The sequence below is a fragment of the Mesorhizobium sp. SEMIA396 genome (assembly GCF_024518615.1).
Classification (GTDB): Bacteria; Pseudomonadota; Alphaproteobacteria; order Rhizobiales; family Rhizobiaceae; genus Mesorhizobium.
Window position 1 is genome coordinate 52,915 of the sequence record NZ_JANIFC010000009.1, and the last position, 19,342, is coordinate 72,256.

The 19,342-nt window shown below is 62.4% G+C and carries 8 protein-coding genes; 4 read left to right on the forward strand and 4 right to left on the reverse strand.

Annotated elements, in window-relative coordinates; all coding sequences use genetic code 11:
- Positions 1 to 22 precede the first annotated feature (22 nt).
- Together NP503_RS21350 and NP503_RS21355 are read left to right on the forward strand one after the other, a co-directional pair.
- Positions 23 to 721: a YoaK family protein gene (locus NP503_RS21350; RefSeq protein ID WP_164748741.1), complete on the forward strand. Its 699-nt coding sequence runs from the start codon at positions 23 to 25 to the stop codon at positions 719 to 721.
- Positions 722 to 2,193: 1,472 nt separating this feature from the next.
- Positions 2,194 to 2,853: a hypothetical protein gene (locus NP503_RS21355; RefSeq protein ID WP_127270661.1), complete on the forward strand. Its 660-nt coding sequence runs from the start codon at positions 2,194 to 2,196 to the stop codon at positions 2,851 to 2,853.
- A 342-nt stretch (positions 2,854 to 3,195) separates the two neighbouring features.
- Here NP503_RS21355 and NP503_RS21360 read toward each other — a convergent pair whose 3' ends face one another.
- On the reverse strand, positions 3,196 to 3,831 hold the full coding sequence (locus NP503_RS21360) for a helix-turn-helix domain-containing protein (RefSeq protein ID WP_236383339.1): 636 nt from the start codon (positions 3,829 to 3,831) through the stop codon (positions 3,196 to 3,198).
- An 849-nt stretch (positions 3,832 to 4,680) separates the two neighbouring features.
- Here NP503_RS21360 and NP503_RS21365 point away from each other — a divergent pair.
- Positions 4,681 to 4,956, forward strand: a complete 276-nt coding sequence (locus NP503_RS21365; RefSeq protein ID WP_127270657.1) for a hypothetical protein — start codon at positions 4,681 to 4,683, stop codon at positions 4,954 to 4,956.
- Positions 4,957 to 5,159: 203 nt separating this feature from the next.
- The gene (locus NP503_RS21370; RefSeq protein WP_127268392.1) at positions 5,160 to 5,495 is read left to right on the forward strand and encodes a hypothetical protein; all 336 of its coding nucleotides are present in this window, start codon (positions 5,160 to 5,162) and stop codon (positions 5,493 to 5,495) included.
- A gap of 228 nt (positions 5,496 to 5,723) precedes the next feature.
- On the opposite strand, the gene NP503_RS21375 is transcribed toward NP503_RS21370, so the two are convergent.
- The 3 genes from NP503_RS21375 to NP503_RS21385 all read right to left on the reverse strand — a co-directional run bounded on the left by NP503_RS21375 (position 5,724) and on the right by NP503_RS21385 (position 19,040).
- Positions 5,724 to 6,269, reverse strand: a complete 546-nt coding sequence (locus tag NP503_RS21375) for an invasion associated locus B family protein (protein WP_236383341.1) — start codon at positions 6,267 to 6,269, stop codon at positions 5,724 to 5,726.
- A 75-nt stretch (positions 6,270 to 6,344) separates the two neighbouring features.
- Complete coding sequence (locus NP503_RS21380) at positions 6,345 to 17,723, reverse strand: autotransporter-associated beta strand repeat-containing protein (protein WP_236383342.1); 11,379 nt, start codon at positions 17,721 to 17,723, stop codon at positions 6,345 to 6,347.
- Positions 17,724 to 18,146: 423 nt separating this feature from the next.
- Positions 18,147 to 19,040, reverse strand: a complete 894-nt coding sequence (locus NP503_RS21385) for a helix-turn-helix domain-containing protein (protein WP_127269045.1) — start codon at positions 19,038 to 19,040, stop codon at positions 18,147 to 18,149.
- Between the last annotated feature and the right edge of the window lie 302 nt (positions 19,041 to 19,342).

Sequence of the window (19,342 nt, forward strand, 5' to 3'; positions counted from 1 at the left end):
ACCACCGAAGGGCCGCTCTCAGATGCATAGCTCCATCGTTCGTGAACCGACCAAACCAACCTTGATCCCGAAGCCGATCTTACCGGCCACCCTGGCGTTCGTGGCAGGTTTTGTGGATGCCTGCAGTTTCCTAGCTTTCCAGGGATTTTTTGTTGCGCAGGCGACGGGGAGCTTTGTTGTTGCAGGCTCTGAACTCTTGAACCCCAATGACAAGTACGGGCTAAAAGTACTCGCGATACCAGTGTTCCTCGTTTCCGGCATGCTCGCAACTTTTGTCGTACGCTTGGTCGCCCGCACTGATCGTTTAGCCCTAACGGTCATGCTAGGTGTCGAGGCGGTGCTACTAACTGTACTTGCAGCGACTTGGCTGTTCCGGGCATCGGATGGACTGAATGCGGAGGTTGCTCTGTTCGGGCTCGCGGCCATGGGTGTGCAGAGCGCCACGGCACGGTTGTTGCTGACCGGCTACGGGTCGACCAACGTAATGACAACTAACACAACCCAATTGTCCATAGACCTGGCGGATAGCATTTTGAACCGCTCCCTTTCACTGAATCTGCTGCCGACTTTCATGATCATTGCGGGTTTCTTCATCGGTGTGGCCGTGGGCGCCATCGTCTTTCAAATGATAGGGTTGGGCGGCGTTGTTATTCCTGCTGCAATCGTCTTTTTACTTGTCTTCGTCGCGAGAGACGCCACACAAGCGTCAAGACTGGCGTGAATGTGGTCATGTCTTCCAAGCACCACACCACTCCGCTTTCGCACAGGCATCGGCACATTGGTGATGGTTGCAGTCGATGCCGCGGTCATCATCTACTGGCGCCGACAAGGCCGTGGCCGTTGCATCCACAGCGAATAGGCCCGCACCGGCTCAGGTCGCAACCGCCTAGCGCAGGCCCGGAACCGGAAAAGCTAGGACGCATAGGAACCTCGCGGCTTCTGCAAAGGGCGCGCGGAACATGGCGCCGGCGCTGCCGCCCGCCTTCGGGTGCCAATATCTGCGATCGTATTCCGTCCTGAACGCAATTGCTCTCTTCAGGAGGTGGAGGATGCAGAGTCACCTGCGCGCACAGGATTCCCGGTGGCGACGCATTCCAGCTTTGACGTCCCCCCGTGGCTCACTTCGCCTTGCACGGCGAGGAACTGAGGAACCTCGGCCGCTGGCCAGATATCCTTCCGCCCGGCGATATGGAAATTGCTGCCGCGTTCTCAAAAGACGCTACTGCTCCTTCCAGGTAAATATCGCACCAGCCCAGGACATCAACGCGGTCCACGTCGGAAGCCCAGGCCTTGTCGCTCCCCCTCCCCGGCAAGAGCTCCTCCTCCGACTGGAGATCCCGTGGTTCCCCCCGCAAGACTCCGTAACGACGAGCGAGAACTCGATCGATGTCCTGGGCGCCTCTTTCGGGATACTCACCGAAGGCTTCGAGCGGATCGAAAAACCGGAATCTGTCGGTATAAGCGACATTGATCTCGCGACACCATTCATGGAAACGGCGTGGCAATCGTCGTCCGCGCGATTTCAATCATGGAACAGGTCTGGTCCCTTCAAACCCCGTGATCCGGCGAGCGACTTCGGTTACCGGGCACACGCATGGTTTCGGGATAAAGATTGCGATAGACGCCTGTCGAAACCCGCACTGTGGCGAATTGACGAGATTGGCCAGATCGACAAGCGCACCGAGAGCGGCGGGATCGACCGTTTGTCCACCTACCATCTCATCGGTGATACCGATGATCTCCGCCGGTAGAGCCTGACGGTTGCCGTAGTGCGCTGAACGTCGACGACATCGCCAGATGCGCCGATTTCCTTCTCCATGCAGGATGGCCCTAGCATTCGCATTTTCCGCGGGCGGATACCCGCTCCGGCTGGTCTACCTCCGGGATCGCCAGCCAAGGCCCGTCCAGCAGGCCCCGTGCCGCAGGCTGCTCGTCGCGCCTGCTTTCAGTCGCCGCGGGTGTCACACCTCGAAAAGGCCGTCCCCACTTTTTCGACGGCGGTTTGATACATGATAGCCAATTCCGGTTCCGGCTCGCGGTGCTTCCGAAATTTCTGCGTCCTATCGGACCGCATGAACGGAGAATGTGTGCGGCAAACCGTTCCTTCTGAAAATCAGCGGTTTCAACTGTAATACATTCCGGCTCTCACGATCTACTGAGAATGAGACGCTACCTCTGAAGTCGGAGCGACAAATGACCCACCTGGATCAGTATCGTGCAGATCGGCACCAAGCGCCCTTCGTCCGGCTAGAAGACCGCGACCTCAAGGTTGCTGCCCGCTGCATCGTGGAGGCTTGGGTCGCTAGGTTCGGGCAGGTCGCCGGACGAACGGAGAGCAGTCTCCTTCCCAACGAGTTTGGTGTGCTTGAACCGTATCTAGCCGAGGTTTTGGTGGTCGAGCACGGTGCCGATTTCGTTTTTTCGAAATGGGGCGCCGCCTTGGACATAGTTTGCGGTGGCGCGCATCTCGCAGATCGGTTGTCGGCTTTCCCCCAGCCGAGCCGCAGCCATCTCCGTCGCGTCTGCGTCCGCGCCGCAGCAACGAGGGTGCCAGCAATCAGCAGGGCGACCTGGGCACTCGATGGCGAAATCTGGCGGTGCGCCATAATGGCTTTGCCGACCCTCAGCGATGATTTTTCGGTGAAGCGGCTGCTTGTCGCACTGCTATTTGCCCCTTACCCCTTCATCGCCGATGGCAACGTTCCGGACGGCTTTGGCTGGCCAGCAGCGGTCCTGCGCGGAAGCGTTCACGTCCTGGGAAATGCCGTGCCGGTGTTGCCGGAGCAGACATCTCCGCTTCGGGGAATCGCGCTAGCGTTCAGTCGCCTTCTGAGCGGAAATGCAATACGTTGAATGAAAATCGTCGTAAGACAGTTTTGTAAGCGCTCGCAGAACTTCGCGATGGAATGAAGGTCTTTTGATGCCGGACCTTTGCCTGAGCGGGCCAAGAGGTTGCGTTACCGCCCCGAACGCGAGTGCTGAGAGGGATGCCCCCGGGAAGCGAAGTGCACTACGGCAGACGTAAACTCGACTTACACCATATACCGGCCCAGACTTCCACACTCCGGTATCGGCGTCTCGCTACCACAATCGCAATGGCTGGGAGGCCTTTTGCAGTCTCAACTCCGAGGAAAATATATCGCGCAGGCAGGGCGCGGCGAGGTCATTGCCATGCGACGGCGGGGGCCGAAAGCTTCATGCTTGGAGGCGGTTGGACTGGCGCCAGCGGCCGGGAGTGATGCCGGCAAAGCGCTTGAAGACCGTGGTGAAATGTGCCTGAGTCTGGAAGCCGACGTTGAACGCGATATCAACGAGGCTGTCATTGGTTTTGATCAGCATGTCCTTGGCCCGCTCGATTCTGCGGCGCAGGATGTATTCGTGAGGACGAAGACTGGTCGCCATCCTGAATCGCGCGGCGAAATACATCCGGCTGAGGCCTGCCGCCCGAGCGAGATCCGCCAGCGAAATGGCTTCACCGATATGCTCGTCAACGTAAGCCATCACCCGCTTCAGCCTCCATTTCTGCAGTGCGCCGTGGTTGGCCTCCTGCTGGACCTCGGACGGCGATCGCAGCCAGAGCCAGCGGGCTAGGATGGCGTGGAGGATGGCGTCTCCGTGGACCCCATCAACTCCCTCCGGCCTAACAGCCTGCTCGAACTGGGAAAGTAGCCGCTCGATGACCGGATCAAAAGGCATCCCGTGGGACGCCACAGTTCTCGTGAAACCTGCCTCATCACTAGCGCAGCCCGAGGGCTGCGCGGAGATCGAAAGCACCATATCCATGTAGGGGACGTCGATCCGGAAGGTCGAGCCCGCGGTCTCCGGCGACATACTCGATGTCCCCATCGCCGCAGCACTTGCGGATTGGCGCCGTTCAGGCTCACACACGGCGTTCGATACCAGGAGACCGATGGGAGCCATCCCTCTCGGAAAAGTTGGAAGCGACTGAATAGTCATTGGCCTATGCCCTTCATGAAACCTGTGTTTCTTGGAGGGAACGGATCGCCGTCGAAGCTTGATTGGGCGGCGGTAGCGGGACCAACAGGACCCCTGACTTCCGCGTTTCTGCTCCGACCCTATCCGATAAACCCTCGGCGAGTACGGGCTCAGAATATTCGGGCAGGCAAGGTGCTCAACTCTACGGGAGTTCACCAGTCTACATCATGTATTCGAGCTCCCCCTACCTAGATATAATCCTTATGTCTATCCGTATGGACCATGCTGTCTCAAGGCTTGCCCGATCTTTCCGATCTGGAATGATCGGCGCGCCATTTCAATCGTGCTCCGGTTGGCTTGCACTCGGGCCGTCGTCTCTTGCTCCCTGCATTTCGAGCCCGCTAACGGTTTCTTCCTCGATCTCGGTGCTAACGCCACCGTCTTCGCATCGGCGAATAGCTTTTGGACCGGTTTGGCAACCGGGATGATGTCGGCGTCAGCGAACAGGCACGTTGTTCGAAATCCATGCTTAAGGAAGTTGATGCTGCGTGTTCAACAGGTCATAGGCGGCGGAGTCATTCTGTCTTGATGTTCCCAAACCAGCTTCGAGTTGCCCCCTCACAAGCATCGTTCAGGCAGAAAAGACCGTGCCCATCGGAAATACTGTAGCCGGGAAGATGCTACCCTGTGAATTCCAACGTGATTGTCGTTGGGGCAACCGTTTAACACGAGAGGAAATTTCTTATGAACATCAAAGCTATCTGTCTCGCTGCAACATTCAGTCTTTCGATTTTTGGTGGCCATGCTCTGGCCGGGGCATTGGATGAGCCGGACACGATGATGCCGTTCTTCACCGACTCCAGCATGAAAACCATGAAGCCCCGGGTTGATTTTGAGCGCGTCTTTTTTTCCATGCCGGCCGAAAAGCAGGCACAGATGAAGGGTGAGTGCGCGGGTGAGGTAATGCAGCCATTCACCGCGTTCTGCGCGACCGTGAACACACTCGGCGGCCACAACTAGGACGCGCGTAATGCATGTCGCCTAAAAATTGACCTCGGTTATCAGAGGACGACATGCAAATAGAAAAAAGAACCTAAAGTGCGTCGCATAAATCCGCTTCAACGCAACGCGCTTTAGGTCGCCGGATCACGCCCTTCAACGCTATCGAAGAAGGGACCCTCCTATCGGACCTCCGTTGATCAGGACTGGCGGATCCACTGGCGTTGACGCCGGAGCGGCCCGATGACGACGCACTGGATCGTCCCCGCCATGGCAACGGCGGTTGGCATCGCTGCCTCTTCGGACGTGAAGAGCCAGCACGGCCGGAGCGGGCCGGCAGCCTCGGGCTGGGGATCTTCAAGAGCAGCCATTTCATTGGCAACCCGACTCAGCGCACGCGACAAAAGCTCCAGTTTCAAGTAGCCGGGCTAGTCACCGCGAGAAAGATTTTTGCCCCCATGCTGAACGTCGGCGATACGGTCTACCGGCTCGAACCCCAGATGAGCATCTCGATCAAGTTTGCACCGCAGCTAGTTCAGCCGCCCCAACGTCCTGAGTAAGCCCACGCAATTCGGCCGGAGGCGCAAGGCAGAAAGTTCGAAAAGCTTCCAAGAACCCCAGTCGATGGCCAATTGTAGAACCGTTGACGTCCGCGTTGAGACCGGCAGCGGACCGACGGCTTTATTGTCAGTCACTAGCCTACCCCTGCATTACGACCCAGCACAGTGCTACTTGAACCGGTGGCAAGCATCGGCTTTTCGCTAAGAAACGCGCTCCGGCAGGAATTGTCACGCTCCAGCGAGGACGCCAAGCCTGTCCAGAGCAGGTGCAAGTCCTTTCAACGACACGGGCAGGACCACCTCCTTCTGATCTGCGCTTCTGACCTTTATCTTGAGCACCGAACCGGCCCGCAAAGCTGCGACTGTTTCTTCCCCGAGGCTGAGCGGCACGATGCAGCCGGCCGGCAGGCAGGTGGAGAGGCGCAGCGCCGCCAGCGGCTGGCTGTCGTCAATCTGCAGTGTGGCACCGGCGTCGAGCAGGAGGCCAAACGGAAGAACGAGATTGCCGGCGAGCGTGCCGTCGCTGTTTCGCCTAAGCTCGACAGCCATCACCCGCTGCCCGTTCTGCTGCGTTTGTTGCTGGGAGACAGCGCACGCTATTTGTGGTGCCCCGCTTTGACAGGTTAGGTTCCAGTCCTGGTAGCTCTCCTGGAGCGAAGTAGCACCGCCTGGAAGGCCTGTCTTCTCTTGAGCAAATGCCGAAATCGCAAAGCCCATGATGAGCAGCGCGGTGGCCACCAGGAGGAGGCTTCTACCCCAGCTCTTACGGGTCATATCTTCATCCATTCCTGTCCAGCCCGGCGCACTCGAATCAGGGCTCATTGTCTTTGTCAGCCGTCAACCTGCTGACTACCACTTGACGCTGAGGCCGAGCTTCGCGCCGATGGAGCGGCTGTCGCCGAATTCCTTCAGGCTCGACTTTGCGAAGGCTTCCCCGAAGACCGTGTAGCGATCGTCGGCCCAGGAGAGCGATCCGCCGAGACCGACACCGCCCCACAGCGGCTGGTCGTGCTCGTGAAGCGCGGTGCCGGAGACATCCACGTCATTGCCGTCGAGGAAGTCGTAATAGAGATTGGCAATGCCGTAGAAATGCGAGCGGCTGACCTTGCCCTGGGCGCCGGTCCAGGCGTCCTCATAGTCGAGCGACAGGCCGGCACGGCCGATCAGCGCCTCACTGCGGCTCAGCGACACCGCTGCGTCGAACGGATCGGTGAAGCTGTCGAAGCGGACCGAAGAATAGGAGAGCTGAGCCTGCGGCGTCAGCGTCCATTTGGCCCCGAGCGCGAACTTCTGGCCGGCTTCGATGCTCACAGCATAGCCGAAGCCATTATTGCCCTTCGCGAGCTCGCTGCCCAGGGTGGTGGACTTCAGGTCGCTGTCATACCACGTTACCTGGGCCTGGCCGTCGGTGTAGAAGCCGTTGTCGCCATACCAGGTCAGCGTGCCGGCGAAGCCATAGCCTTTGGCGTCGATCGAGCCGACGCCATAGATCGACGAGATGTCGGAGGAAGCCGTGCCATAGTGGAAAGAGACACCGCCGAGCAGGATGCCGGTGGCATCTTCGTAGAGGAGACCATCGACCCCCGTCTCCAGTTTCCATGTCGTCACGTCGTAGTCCGACACGGTCGTGGCGCTCTCGGGACTTTGCCGCGTGTGGGCGCCCTCGATGCGAGCCCAGATCGCGTTCTGCGACGGAACGGACCCGATCTCGTCGGCGCCTTGAGCAGCGCCCACCCAAGACCGGTTGCCGAGGCGCTGCTGCAGGGTGTCCAGTTCGTTGAGACTCTGCAGGACGCCCGCATAGGCCTCATAGATCGGTACGGCCGGCGAATAGAGTGGGTTCGGCGATCCATTGATCAGCGCCGAACGCAGATACCAGTCACCGTCCGCCGGCGTACTGACACCGTTCTTGTAGAGCCGGTAGGCATAGGCGCCGCTGACCACGGCCTGGTCGCCCTGGAAGACATAGTCGCCAGCCAGCGAGAAGGTGCCGGCCGAGGTTCCGTCGATATCGACGATCTTGACGCCCTCGATGGTCTGCGCCCCCGCTCCGCCGACATTACCTACCGCAAAAATGCCGGTGCCGGAGGTGCTACCATGGATGACGACCTTGTCGGTGGTCGAGGCATCGCCATCGAGCGCGGCATTGAGGAAGATGGTTCCGCCATTGCCGGTGTAATCGCCATTGATCGTCAGCGTCGTGCCGGGCGCGGTGCCCAGCCGCACCGAGCCTGCGTTGCCGAGCGAAGCCACGGTTTGGTTAAAGCCGGCGAGGTCGAGCGTTGCACCTGAGGCAACCGTGTATGCCGACGCGGCGCCAAGCGCGTCGACGGTACCGGCCGCCAAGGTGCCCTGCTGCACGCCAGTTGCACCGGCGAAAGCGGAGTCGCCTGAGGCCAGCACAAGGGTTCCATCGCTGGCTTTGGTGAATGCACCCGACCCGGTCAGCGCGCCGTTCAGCGTCAAGGTCGTGGCGGCGGCGGTCGAGACGGTGCCGGAGCTCATCACATTCAGCGCACGAGAGGTAGCAAAACTGTTGGTCGCGCTGAGCGTGCCGCCGTCGAGGCTGAGCCCGCCGGCGGCGTCGCCAAGATTGGCATCGGCAGCAACCTGCAGCGTGCCGCCATTGATCGCCGTGCCGCCGGTGTAGGTGTTGGTGCCGGTCAGCACCAGCGTGCCGCGGTCGGATTTGACAAGCTGCGCGTCGCCCGAAAGAACGGAGGCGATCGTGGCCGTCATGCCGGCGCCCGCCGCAGTACCGTCGCCGACGACGATGCTGCTGGATGGTCCGGTGAGCTCGATGGCATTGCCCTGGACACTATAGCCATCGGTCATGAACTGCATGCCAGAGGCAGTTACGTGGCCCAAGCCTTCATCCACCATCACCGTGCCGGCCTGGCCGGCAAAGATGGCGAAGGAAGCGTCGGCGTAAGGGGCATTGATGGTGCCCGTCTCATTGGCCCAGTTGTCATTGCCGGCCGAAGCCTGCCAGACGCCGTCGCCGCCATTGATCACGCCGTTGTTCTTGGGGCCGGCAGCGCCATCCCAGTAGTTGAAGGTCAGGCCTTCGGTGTTGACGAGGTTCACTTGGTGATCGATCGATGTCTGGATCGAATAACCCGTCGACGGGATCGTGCCCACGGCGAGGCCGTTGTTGGTGAGAGTGCCGTCATAGCTGAAGACACGGTAGACGCCTGGCCCGAAGGTTCCGCCTGCGCTCGTGGTGACGTTGAGCGTGCCGTCGAGGACGAGGTTGCCGCCCACTGTCGTCAGGTCATTGAGCGCCCCACCGACGACGTTCGCCTCGCCGAAGGAATAGTTGAGGATCGAGCCGCTGGAGAGATTGAGATTCCCAGCGATCGCCAGCGTGCCTGGGGTGTCGTCGGCCGAGCCGGGTGACAGGGTCGCCCCGTCGGCGACCGTGATATCGCCGCCGATCGCGCCCTTGCCGCCGATGGTCGCGCCGCTCGCAACCGAGACCGCGCCCGTCGCACCACCGTTGTCGCCATCGACATAGAGGCCGCCGGCCGTGACCATGGTCGACCCGGCATAGCTGTTGGAGCCGGTCAGGGTGAGTGCTCCGGCGCCCGTCTTGTTAAAACCGCCAGCGCCGGTGAGCGGGCCCGAAAGGATGAGATCCGCATCGGTCTGGAAAGTGCCGACACCCGAATTGAGAGTGACGTCACGCGCCGAGGTGAAGGCCGCGGTGGTCTGCAGCGTTGCGCCATCGTCCAGGCTCAAGCCGCCAGAGGTATCGCCCAGATTGGCATCCGCCGAAACCTGCAGCGTGCCGCCCTTGATGGCCGTGCCGCCGGTGTAGCTGTTGGTGCCGGTAAGCACCAGCGTTCCAAGATCCGTCTTCACCAGTTGAGTCGCACCTGTGAGGTTCGATGCGATGGTTCCGCTGAAGCCTGCCCCGACCAGCGTGCCGTCGCCGACCCGGATGGTCGACTGCGGCCCGAGCAATTCGATGTCCTGTCCCTGGACCACATACCCGCCGGTCGCGAACTGCATGCCCACGGCCTGCACCTGGCCATTGGTGTTGTCGACGCTGACCATACCGGCTGCGCCGGCAAAGATGGCAAAGCTGCCATTGGTGAAGGCCGCGTTCAGGTTGCCATCCGAACCGGTCCAGTTGTCGTCTCCAGCGGCCCGCCAGGTTCCGTTTCCTCCGTTGACAACGTCATTGCTTTTTGGACCGGCGTCGCCATCCCAGAAATTGAGGGTCTGGCCGCTGATGTCGACGAGGTTGACCTGGCCCGCGACCGACGTCTGCACCACGTGGTTGGCCGATGTTGTGTCCAGCCCGTTGTCGGCAAGCGCGCCGTCATAGCTGATGACGCGATAGATGCCCGGCCCGAAATTGCCGCCCGGGGCTTCCGTGACATTGATGGTGCCATCGAGCGTCAGATTGCCATGCACGACGGTCAGATCGTTGTAAGCGCCGCCGACCACGCCCGCCTGGCCGAACGAATAGTCGAGGTTCGACCCGGAGGCCAGATCAAGACTGCCATTGATCGTGAGCGTGCCGGGCGTGGCGCCAAGGCCGCCAGGAGCCAGTCTGCCTGCCACGTCAACAAGGACGTCACCGCCGACAACGCCCGTGCCGCCAAGCGTACCCGCGGCGACGATGGTCTGTCCGCTCGCGGCAGTCTGGTCTCCATTGATGTAGAGCCCACCGCCACCGTTGATGATGGTGAAGCCGGAATAGCTATTCTCGGCCGTGAGCACGGTGGTCCCCGTTCCGGCCTGGGTAACGCTGCCGCTGCCGGAGATCGTGCCGTCGAATGTATAAAGGTTGGAGCGATTGAAGCTGAGCGTGCCGTCGTCGACCACATCGCCGAGAACCGCACCCGTCGTGCCGCCAGTGCCCAAAGCCAGGACGCCGCCCGCAATGGTCGTGCCGCCGGTGTAGGTGTTGTCGGCACCGAGGAACAGCGCTCCCGTGCCGGTTTTTGTCAGCCCGCCCGCGCCGTCGATGGTTCCATTCCATGCAAGCGTATTGTCAATCTCGAATGTGCCGCCGCCCGCTTCAAGGGTCGCGTTGCGTCCGGAAGTCACGTTGGACAGGCTGCTCACGTGCAGCGTGCCACCATCGAAAGTGACCTTGCCCGCCGCACTGCCAAGATTGGCGTCGGCCGTGATCAGGACCGTGCCCCCTTTGATGAACGTGCCTCCCTGATAGGTGTTGGTGCCTGCCAGGATGAGTGTGCCGTCGCCTTGTTTGGTCAACGCGCCAACACCCGCGATGGTGCCGCCGAGCGCCAGGTTGGTCGCGCCGTCGATATCGAAAGTGCCGCCGCCGGCGTTGAGCGTCACGAAGCGCCCGGAAGCGATACCGGCGGTAGTGTGCAGCGTGCCGCCGTCAAGCGAAAGAACGCCGGGGAAGCCGCCGAGATTGCTGTCGGAGGAGATCTGCACGGTGCCGCCATTGATCGCGGTGCCGCCGGTATAGGTGTTGGTGCCTGCCAAAACCAGCGTGCCGGCGTCGGTTTTGACCAGTTGCCCGGCCCCCGTGAGGTTCGAGGCGATGGTTGCCGTATAGCCCGCGCTCGCCGCCGAGCCGTCGCCAACGCGGATGATCGACTGCAGCCCAATAAGCCCTACGTCCGCGCCCTGCACCCGGTAGCCGCCGATCGCGAATTGCATGCCGGCAGCCAAAACCGGGCCATTCGTGCCGTCCACCGTCACCGTCCCAGCCGTACCCTGGAAGATGGCGAAGCTGCCATTGGCAAAGGGAGCGGCGAAAAGTCCGGTCGAATCCGTCCAGTTCTGGTCGCCGGCAGCACGCCAGGTGCCGTTGCCGCCATTGACGGCACCGTTGGAATGCGGACCGGCGTCGCCGTCCCAGTAGCTCAGCGTCAGGCCCGCCGAGTTGACCAAATTGACCTGGTTGGCGACCGACGTCTGCACGAAATAGTTCGGATCGGTGACGTTGAGGCCGTTGTCGATCAGCGAGCCGCCATAGTTGAACACGCGATAGATCCCGGGGCCGAAGCTGCCGCCCGATGTCTTCGTAATGTTGAGTGTACCGTCGAGGGTGAGATTGCCGCCGACGTTGATCAGGTCGTTGAGCGCGCCGCCAGGCACATTGGCCTGGCCGAAATCGACGTTGAGGTTGGAATTGCCGAGGGCGAGATTGCCGTTGATGGTCAGCGTGCCGGGCATGCTGCCTGCTCCACCGGCGCTCAACGTGCCGCCGTCGGCGACCGTGACGCTGCCGCCGATGATGCCTGTGCCGCCAAGCGTCGCGCCGCCGGCGACCGAAATCTGCCCGGCCGCGCCCGACTGGTTGCCGTTGACGAGCAGGGTGCCGGCATTGACGTTGGTCGCGCCGCTATAGCTGTTGGTGCCAGTGAGCGTCGTAACGCCGCTGCCGAGCTTGTTGACCGTGCCGCTGCCCGAGATCGCGCCGGCAAAGATGTAATCGCTGTTGAGGTTGAAGGCGAGCACGCCGTTGTTCGTAACGGCTGGCGTCGCGAGCGCCCCGGCCGTCGCGCCGTTGCCGATTTGCAGCGTCCCGGACTGTATAGTCGTGCCGGCACTGTAGCCGTGGTTCCCGGTCAGCGTCAGCGCGCCGGCGCCTTGCTTGGAGAGGCTCTCGAAATTGCTGACATTGGCGGCGTCCAGCGTGCGTCCCGCGGCGGCGACCACTTGCAGTGTGTCTCCGACGCCAGTCTCGCCACCGGTACCCGCGTCAACGCCCGCGCCACTGATGACGGCGGTGTCATTGAGCACCAGCGTGTCGTTGCCGGCGCCGAGATTGAGCTGTGCGGCGCCTGTGTTGAGCGTGCCGCTTACGTTGACCGTGTCGTTGCCGGCGCCAAGATTGCCATTGCCGCGCAACGTGCCGCCCGCCGCGATGGTGATGGTGCTTGCGCCGCCATCGCCGGCAAGAGTTGAGAAGCCACCGGCGGCGGCTCCGACCGTGCCGTTGACGGTGAGCGTGCCGGTACCGTTCAAGGCGATCGTCGGTGTGGTGAGGCCGCCGTTGACCTGCAGGACACCCGCGTCAATGCGCGTGGCGCCGATATCGTTGCCGGCTTGCGTCAGCACGGTCGCGCCCGTCCCGATTTGCGCGATCGTGCCTGGGCCGCTGAGAAGGCCGGTGAAATTGAACGTGTCGCTGCGGTTGAACGACAAGGTTGAGGTGGCAGCATTGACGATCACGTTGCCGGCGCCGGCGTTGCCGGTGGTGCCGCCATTGCCGATCATCAGATTGCCGTTGTTGATGACGGTGTTGCCGGTGAAAGTGTTGTTGCCGGTGAGCGCCCAGGTGCCGGCATCGTTCTTGGCCAGCGTGGTTGCACCGCCGGCGCCGTCGGCGATCGCCCCGCCCATGATGTTGAGCGCGGTATTGGTGCCGCCGAGCGCGATGGTGCGCGGGCCGCTGCCGGAATAGGTAACCGCGGCCGTGTTGCTGAAGACGACGGCGCCCGTGCCTGAGGATTCGATGAAGCTGGTGCCGGCCGAGAGCGTGAACAGCCGGTCAGTCGTGTCGCCGCTACCGGTGTAGCGCAACGTCGAGCCGTTGCCGATCACCAGATTGGCCGCCGCGTTGGACGAGGCGCCGATGCTGCTTGCCTGGCCGCCATTCGCCAGCTTGCTGACGCCGAGCACACCGCCATTGATCGTGGTGATGCCGGCGTAGCTGCTGTTTTGATTGTTGAGGATCCAGGTGCCGGCGCCGTCCTTGGTCAGCGAGGTCACGCCGGCGCCGTTGTTGGTGATCTGTGCGGCAAGGCTGTTGTTGCCGGTGTTGGTGCCGCCGAGCGCCAGCGTCTGGCTCGTGCCGAGAGCCGAGAATGCGATCGCTCCGGTATTGGTGAAGGCGATCGCGCCGGTGCCGGAGGATTCGAGCCGGCTGCCGGCCGAGGCGCCGAGCGTGAACAGGCGATCGGTGCTGTCGCCCGTGCCGACATATTGCAGGGTGCCGCCGGTGAGGACGAGGTTGGCCGCAGCACTGCTCGATGCGCCGATCGCGCTGTTGACGCCGCCATTGGCCAGGCACGAGACCTGCAGCACGCCGCCTCTGACAGTGGTGCTGCCGGTATAGGAGCTCGCGCAGCCGCTGAGCGCCTGGGTGACGGTTCCGCCCTTGATGATCCCGCCGCTGCCGCTGATCGCGCCGGCAAAACCGGCCGCGCTGACGTTCGAGGCGATCGTCAGCGTCGCCGTGCCAAGCGTGACATTGCCGCCTATGGCGCCACCGCCATTCAGATAGGAGATGGAGGTGCTGAAATTGTTGAGATCGAGTGCGACACCGGCGGTGTTGTTCAGGCCGAATCCACCCGCTCCGATGGCGCTGCTGGAGCCGGCGCGCAGGATGCCACCTGTGACTGTCGTGATGCCGGTATAGGTGTTGTTACCGGACAGGACGAGCGTGCCTGCGCCGTCCTTCCGGAAGGCGCCGGCACCGACGATCGGGCCGCTCACGCCGAGCACGGTGGCGGCATTCACCACGTTGATGGCCCCACCGGTAGTGGCAAGTGTGATGCCGCGGTCGATGCTGATGCTGCCGCCGGTATAGGCAAGGACGCCGCCATTCAGGCCAAGGTTGGCGGAGGCGCTGGTCGAAGCGCCGATGCCGCTTGCCTGGCCGCCATTGGCAAGGCAATCCACGCTGAGCGTACCGCCGATGATGTTCGTCGCGCCGGTATAGGTGTTGTTGCAGCCGACAAACGTCTGGGTGCTGCTATTGTCCTTGGTGAGGCCGCCGGCCCCGGTGATGGCGCCGCTGAAGCTGACGGTCGTGCCGCCGACCGTCAGGGTCGCTCCGCCGAGGCGAACGGTACCGCCATTCGCGCCGCCTCCCGACAACCCGCCGACCTTGTTGTTGAAACCGTTCAGGTCGAGCGTGACGCCGGCGACATCCGCCAAATTCATGGCATTGGGACCACCAAAGGCCTGGGTCGATCCGGCGCGCAACGTGCCGCCGTCAATGAATGTCGGACCGTTGTTGCTGTTGGTGCCCGAAAAAACCAGAGTGCCGGCGCCGGCTTTGTGAAACGGCACGGCGCCAACCACCGTGCCGCTGACGGTGAGCGTCGTTGCCGCATTGGTGACATCGAGCGAGCCACCCGCGCCTCCGTTGAGCGTGAAGCCGCGATCGGTGCTGGCGGTCGCCCCGGTATATTGCAGCGTTCCGCCGGTCTGGATCACGAGGTTCTCGGCATCCGAGGACGATGCGCCGATACCGCTCGCCACACCGCCATCGGCCAGCGTGTTGACCGACAGCGTACCGGCGGAGATCGTCGTGATGCCGGTATAGGTGTTGGCGGCATTGCCAAGTGTCAGCAGGCCGGCGCCGGTCTTGTTGAATCCGGCATCGTCCGAACCGACGACCACGCCGCCGAAGCTCAGATTGCCGCTGTCGACCTGGATCGTCCGCGGTGCACCACCATTGACCAGGGTAAAGCCGCGGTCGGTCGTGCCCGCACCGACGCCGGTATATTCCAGCGTACCGCTTTCGAGCACCAGGTTCGCCGAAGCCGCGCCCGAAGCGCCAATGCTGCTCGCAGAGCCGCCATTGGCGACGCTGTCGATGGCCAACGTGCCGCCGCTCAGCGTCGTGCCCCCGGTGTAGCTGTTCGCGCCGGTCAGCGCGACCTTGCCGGCGCCGCCCTTGGCGAAGCTGGTTGCGCCGCCATTGTCGACGATCGTCGACGCGATCGTGAAGGTACCGGTGCCCGTGCTGTTTTCGAGCACGCCCAGCGTACCGCCGCCGGTCGCGCCGGTGATCGAGCCGCCGGTGATGGTCTGACTGGCATTGTTGACGCTGGAGGCGACAATGATCGTGCCGTCCACGCCGAGCGTGTTGCTGGCGCCGACGGTGACTATGGAGTTGGCCGCGGCGGTGTATTTGATGCCGCCGAGCTGGACGTTGCCCGCAACGGTGTTGGCGAACGGGGTGTTGGCCGCCCCGCCCGCGTCACTGACCACGTCGCCGGTCAGCCAGGTGCTGGCATTGTCCTTGTTTGCATAGGCGGTGAAGGCGTTGATGGCTCCGCCGCTGACCTGCGCGTAGTCGGTGCCGTTGACGGTTGCCCAGCTGAGCGCGCCATCGCCATTGGTCGTGGTGATGCTGCCGCTCGTCGGCAGCTTGAAATCGAGCAGGCCGCCGGTGTGCGTGATCGCGCCGAGGTTGAGCGTCATGCTGCCGCCCACACCGGCTGTCGCGACGATCTGGTTGTTGCCCGCGCTGACGTTCAGACCGTCGAAAGTCTGGCTGTTTGCCACGCCCGCTGCGCCGGTCAGTGTGACCACGCCGCCGGCCAGGTTGAGGCCGGACGAGCCTGAGATGATGTTGCTGGTCGGCGCTCCTGGCGCGGCGAAGTTCAGCGCCAGGGTGCCGCCATTGACCGTGGTGTCGCCGGTATAGGTGTTTGCCCCGCTCAGCGTGAGCGTGCCGGTGCCGCGCTTGATGAGGCCGCCGCCGCTGGTGGCGCCGTCGGCGATAACGCCGGCATAGCTGGTGCTGGCGGCGCCGTTGATCGTCAGATCGGCGCCGTTGAGAGTCACGCTGCCGCCCGCGCCGGCGAGCGACGTGGCCGTGGTATCAAAGCCATTGAGGTCCAGCGTGCCGCCATTGACGACCACCGCGTTGGGCGCGCCGAACGCGTTGGCGCTGCCGGCCCGCAGGGTTCCGCTGGTGACGGTAGTCGACCCGACATATGTGTTGGCGCCGCTGAGCAGCCAGCTGTTTCCCGCCGCGCCGTTCATGACCAGATTGCCGTTGCCGGAAATCGCGCCCGAAAAGGTGTTGCCGCCGGCGAAGCTGCCGCCAAGCGTGAAGGTGTCGCCCGGATTGGCTGGATTGAACGAGGCCGCGCCGCTCAGCGCCAGCGAGCCGGTGCCATCATTGAGGATCGCGCTGGCGCCGTTGAGCGACAGTATGCGGTCGGTGCTGGCCCCCGCGCCGGTATAGGACAATACGCCGGTGTTGAGGTTGATGATTGAGCCTGAACCCAGCGAGCTGGCGGCCCCCTGGTTCGCCAGTGAACTGGCCTTCACGGTAACGGTCTGGATCGTGACGGCACCACCAAAGGTGTTGGCTCCACCCAATGTGATAGTGCGGTTTGTCCCGCCGCCCATGAATATGAAGGGCCGGGTTGCAAGGTTGCTGCTGATGACGCCCAGCACTCCAAGGTCCGCCGTCTGCGCGTTCAGAATGACAGATGCTGCAAACCCGCCGCCCGCTGTCATGTCTCCGGTTACGGTCAGCGTGCCGGTTCCCTGATTTGTCAGGGCGGAGGAGCCGGTGCTAGGCGCCATGTTCCAGCTGCGGTTCGAAGTATCGCCGCTGCCGGTATAGACGGCGGAGGCATTGCGGACGAAGACCGTTCCGTTGGCCACCGTGGTTGCCGCGCCGAGCGCGCTTGCCTCGCCCAGGTTGCCGATCGATGTGAAGTACAGGTTGAAGCTGTCGGTAGCGACCGCCCCGGTGAAATCATTGGTATCATCGCTCAGCACCGTCTGTGCGACCAGGGAAAAGCCGCCGGCGCCGGTGATGTGCGCAGAGCCGACACCTCCTCCAATGGCGGCGGTGCCGGAGAGCAGCGTAACAACGCGGCTAGCGGCGAGCGCGCCAGTGCTTTGCAAAATCGTGCCCGCCGACAAGGTGATGCCATTGCTGGCGGCGCCGAGCGCCGAATCGCCACTGACGTTCAACCTACCCGCGGTCACATTGATACCGCCGCCGAAGGTATTGGCGCCGGTGAGGGTCAGGGTACCCGCTCCCGCCTTGGTCAGTCCCGCAGTGCCGGCCAGAATCGAACTGATGGTTGCGACACCGTTGGTGGTGATCGTCGGGGTGGCACCGGCGAGTGTCAGCGTGCTGCCCGTGACCGTATAGGTCGTGTTGGTGTTGATGGTCAGGCTGTTCGCGGTGATCGGCGCGCCCAGCGTCACTGTGGCGATTGTTCCGCTGGCGCCGCCGAAGATGGCATTGTCGAGAGCGGCGTTGCTCCACGGCGTATAAGGACCACTGACGCCGTCGCTGTTGGGACTCCACCGATTGGAGCTCACGTCCCAGGTCCCAGTGCCGCCAGTTCCGGCCGCCGTGCCGTTGGGATCCCAGTTTCTGTCGGCGGTGGCGGCCGGCCCCGTGGCCAGCGTCATCAGCAGGACCGCTGGCAGGAGCGGGGCGGCCAACGCCCGCGCCGCCGCGGAGGCCGGCTGCGCCATATGAGCGGCGTAGCTCGCCGCTTCGCCCTTCCACTTGGTCATCCGGCCACCGCGCAGTAGCTGGGAGAAGATAGGCCTATCTGCTTGCCTCGCCGCCCGTCCCTTGGGACCCGGTAGCGCTTGAGAGGATGCGCGCCTAGGATGAAGGTGGCCGGCTTTCAGCCTCGGGTCGCCGGCACTGTCGCCGCCGTCCTTCTGGTCATGGATGGTCCCGCCGCAGGCCAACCCAGCCATGTATCCCCCTACATTAGAAAGTCTTAATGCAATGCATCCCAAGGAATCAGGACACTGGCGCCAACATGGGCATGGAAACATCCGGACGTATTTCAAAAAGGTACGACGTTTGACAAAAACGTCCGACGCGCTTTGTTTTGATTAGACACTTCTACCGGAGTGTTACTGGAATATCACAACTCATTATTTCGTAACGCTAATATTGCCTTAACTGATGCCCGAAATCGCACGCTAGATTGAGGATCGAAAGCGGGTCGGGGTCGCGCCCCGGAACTTCCTCATCGCAGCTGTCAAATGACTCTGGCTTGAAAACCCGCTTAGATAGGCAACCTCCGCAATGGTCATGTCTCGGTTCGATAACAGACGCGTGGCGTGGTCGAGCCGGAGGTCCAAAAGGTAGCGATGCGGCGTCATCCCAAAGCTTCGGCTAAACGCTTGGGTGAAATGCTTCGGTGAAAGCTTTGCAAGTGCGGCTAGCTCGCCGACAGATATCTTGCGGGCGAGGTTGATTCGCAGGAACTCCTGCAGTTTCTGCGCGGACTGCCTGGAAAGACCGCCCTTGAACTGCTCCGGCCCGCTGGTTCGTATGGCATATGCGTGAAGCACGTGAATGCCCAGGATCGCGATCAGCTGCTCGACGTGGAAGCGGTTTGCGCCCTCCTTCTTCGTGAGCTCCGTCTTGAGCAGTTGGGCGACACGCAACGCATTGTCGTCCCGTGTGCCCAGGGGCGGAGGCGTCAGCTCCGTTTCCACTGGGCCAAATTGCTGCCTGGCCAGTTCTTTGAGACTGTCGTCCGGGTAGACGATAGTGGCGCTCTCCCGCGCCTGTGATAGACGCAGCCGCGCTTCAAGATGTGCCGGCTTGACAATGATGCTTCCTGCCGGCGCGTCATAGCGCTCGGCCTTGCCCCCTCCAAGTGTGGCACACACGGGTGCGGCCTCGAGACCGACAAAGACAACGTGTTCACTCGCCTCGAAGGTGTGCAGCCCGGGTGGCATGAGGGAATAGGTCGCCCTGCCCCGCTGTGTCGCAATCGTCCACTCACCGGTAATCGAAGAAACAGACTGCAAATCCTGATCGGATGAATTGAAGCCGTCATCAAGCTCGTGATCAGAAGAAATCATGTTAGTCCGTCGGTGTCATGGGCGGCAGGAAACACATTCACGGCATCTATTAGAATTCTCTAATTTATATAACACTCTTCCATGCAGCCTGGCTGAGCGTCTTTACCATTTGGGATGTAAACTGTTCCTCGAATGACCCGGTTCCCGGTCGTTCGATTTTGATTCCACTTAACGATGGTACAGCAGTTCTGTACCACACAAACGCAACGTTTGTGGACCAGAGTTAAGCGGCTCTGCCCAGCGAAGTGGCTGCATCCGACCGCGTCTTGGCTCAATCATCGCCTCTGCCGTCCATGCGATGC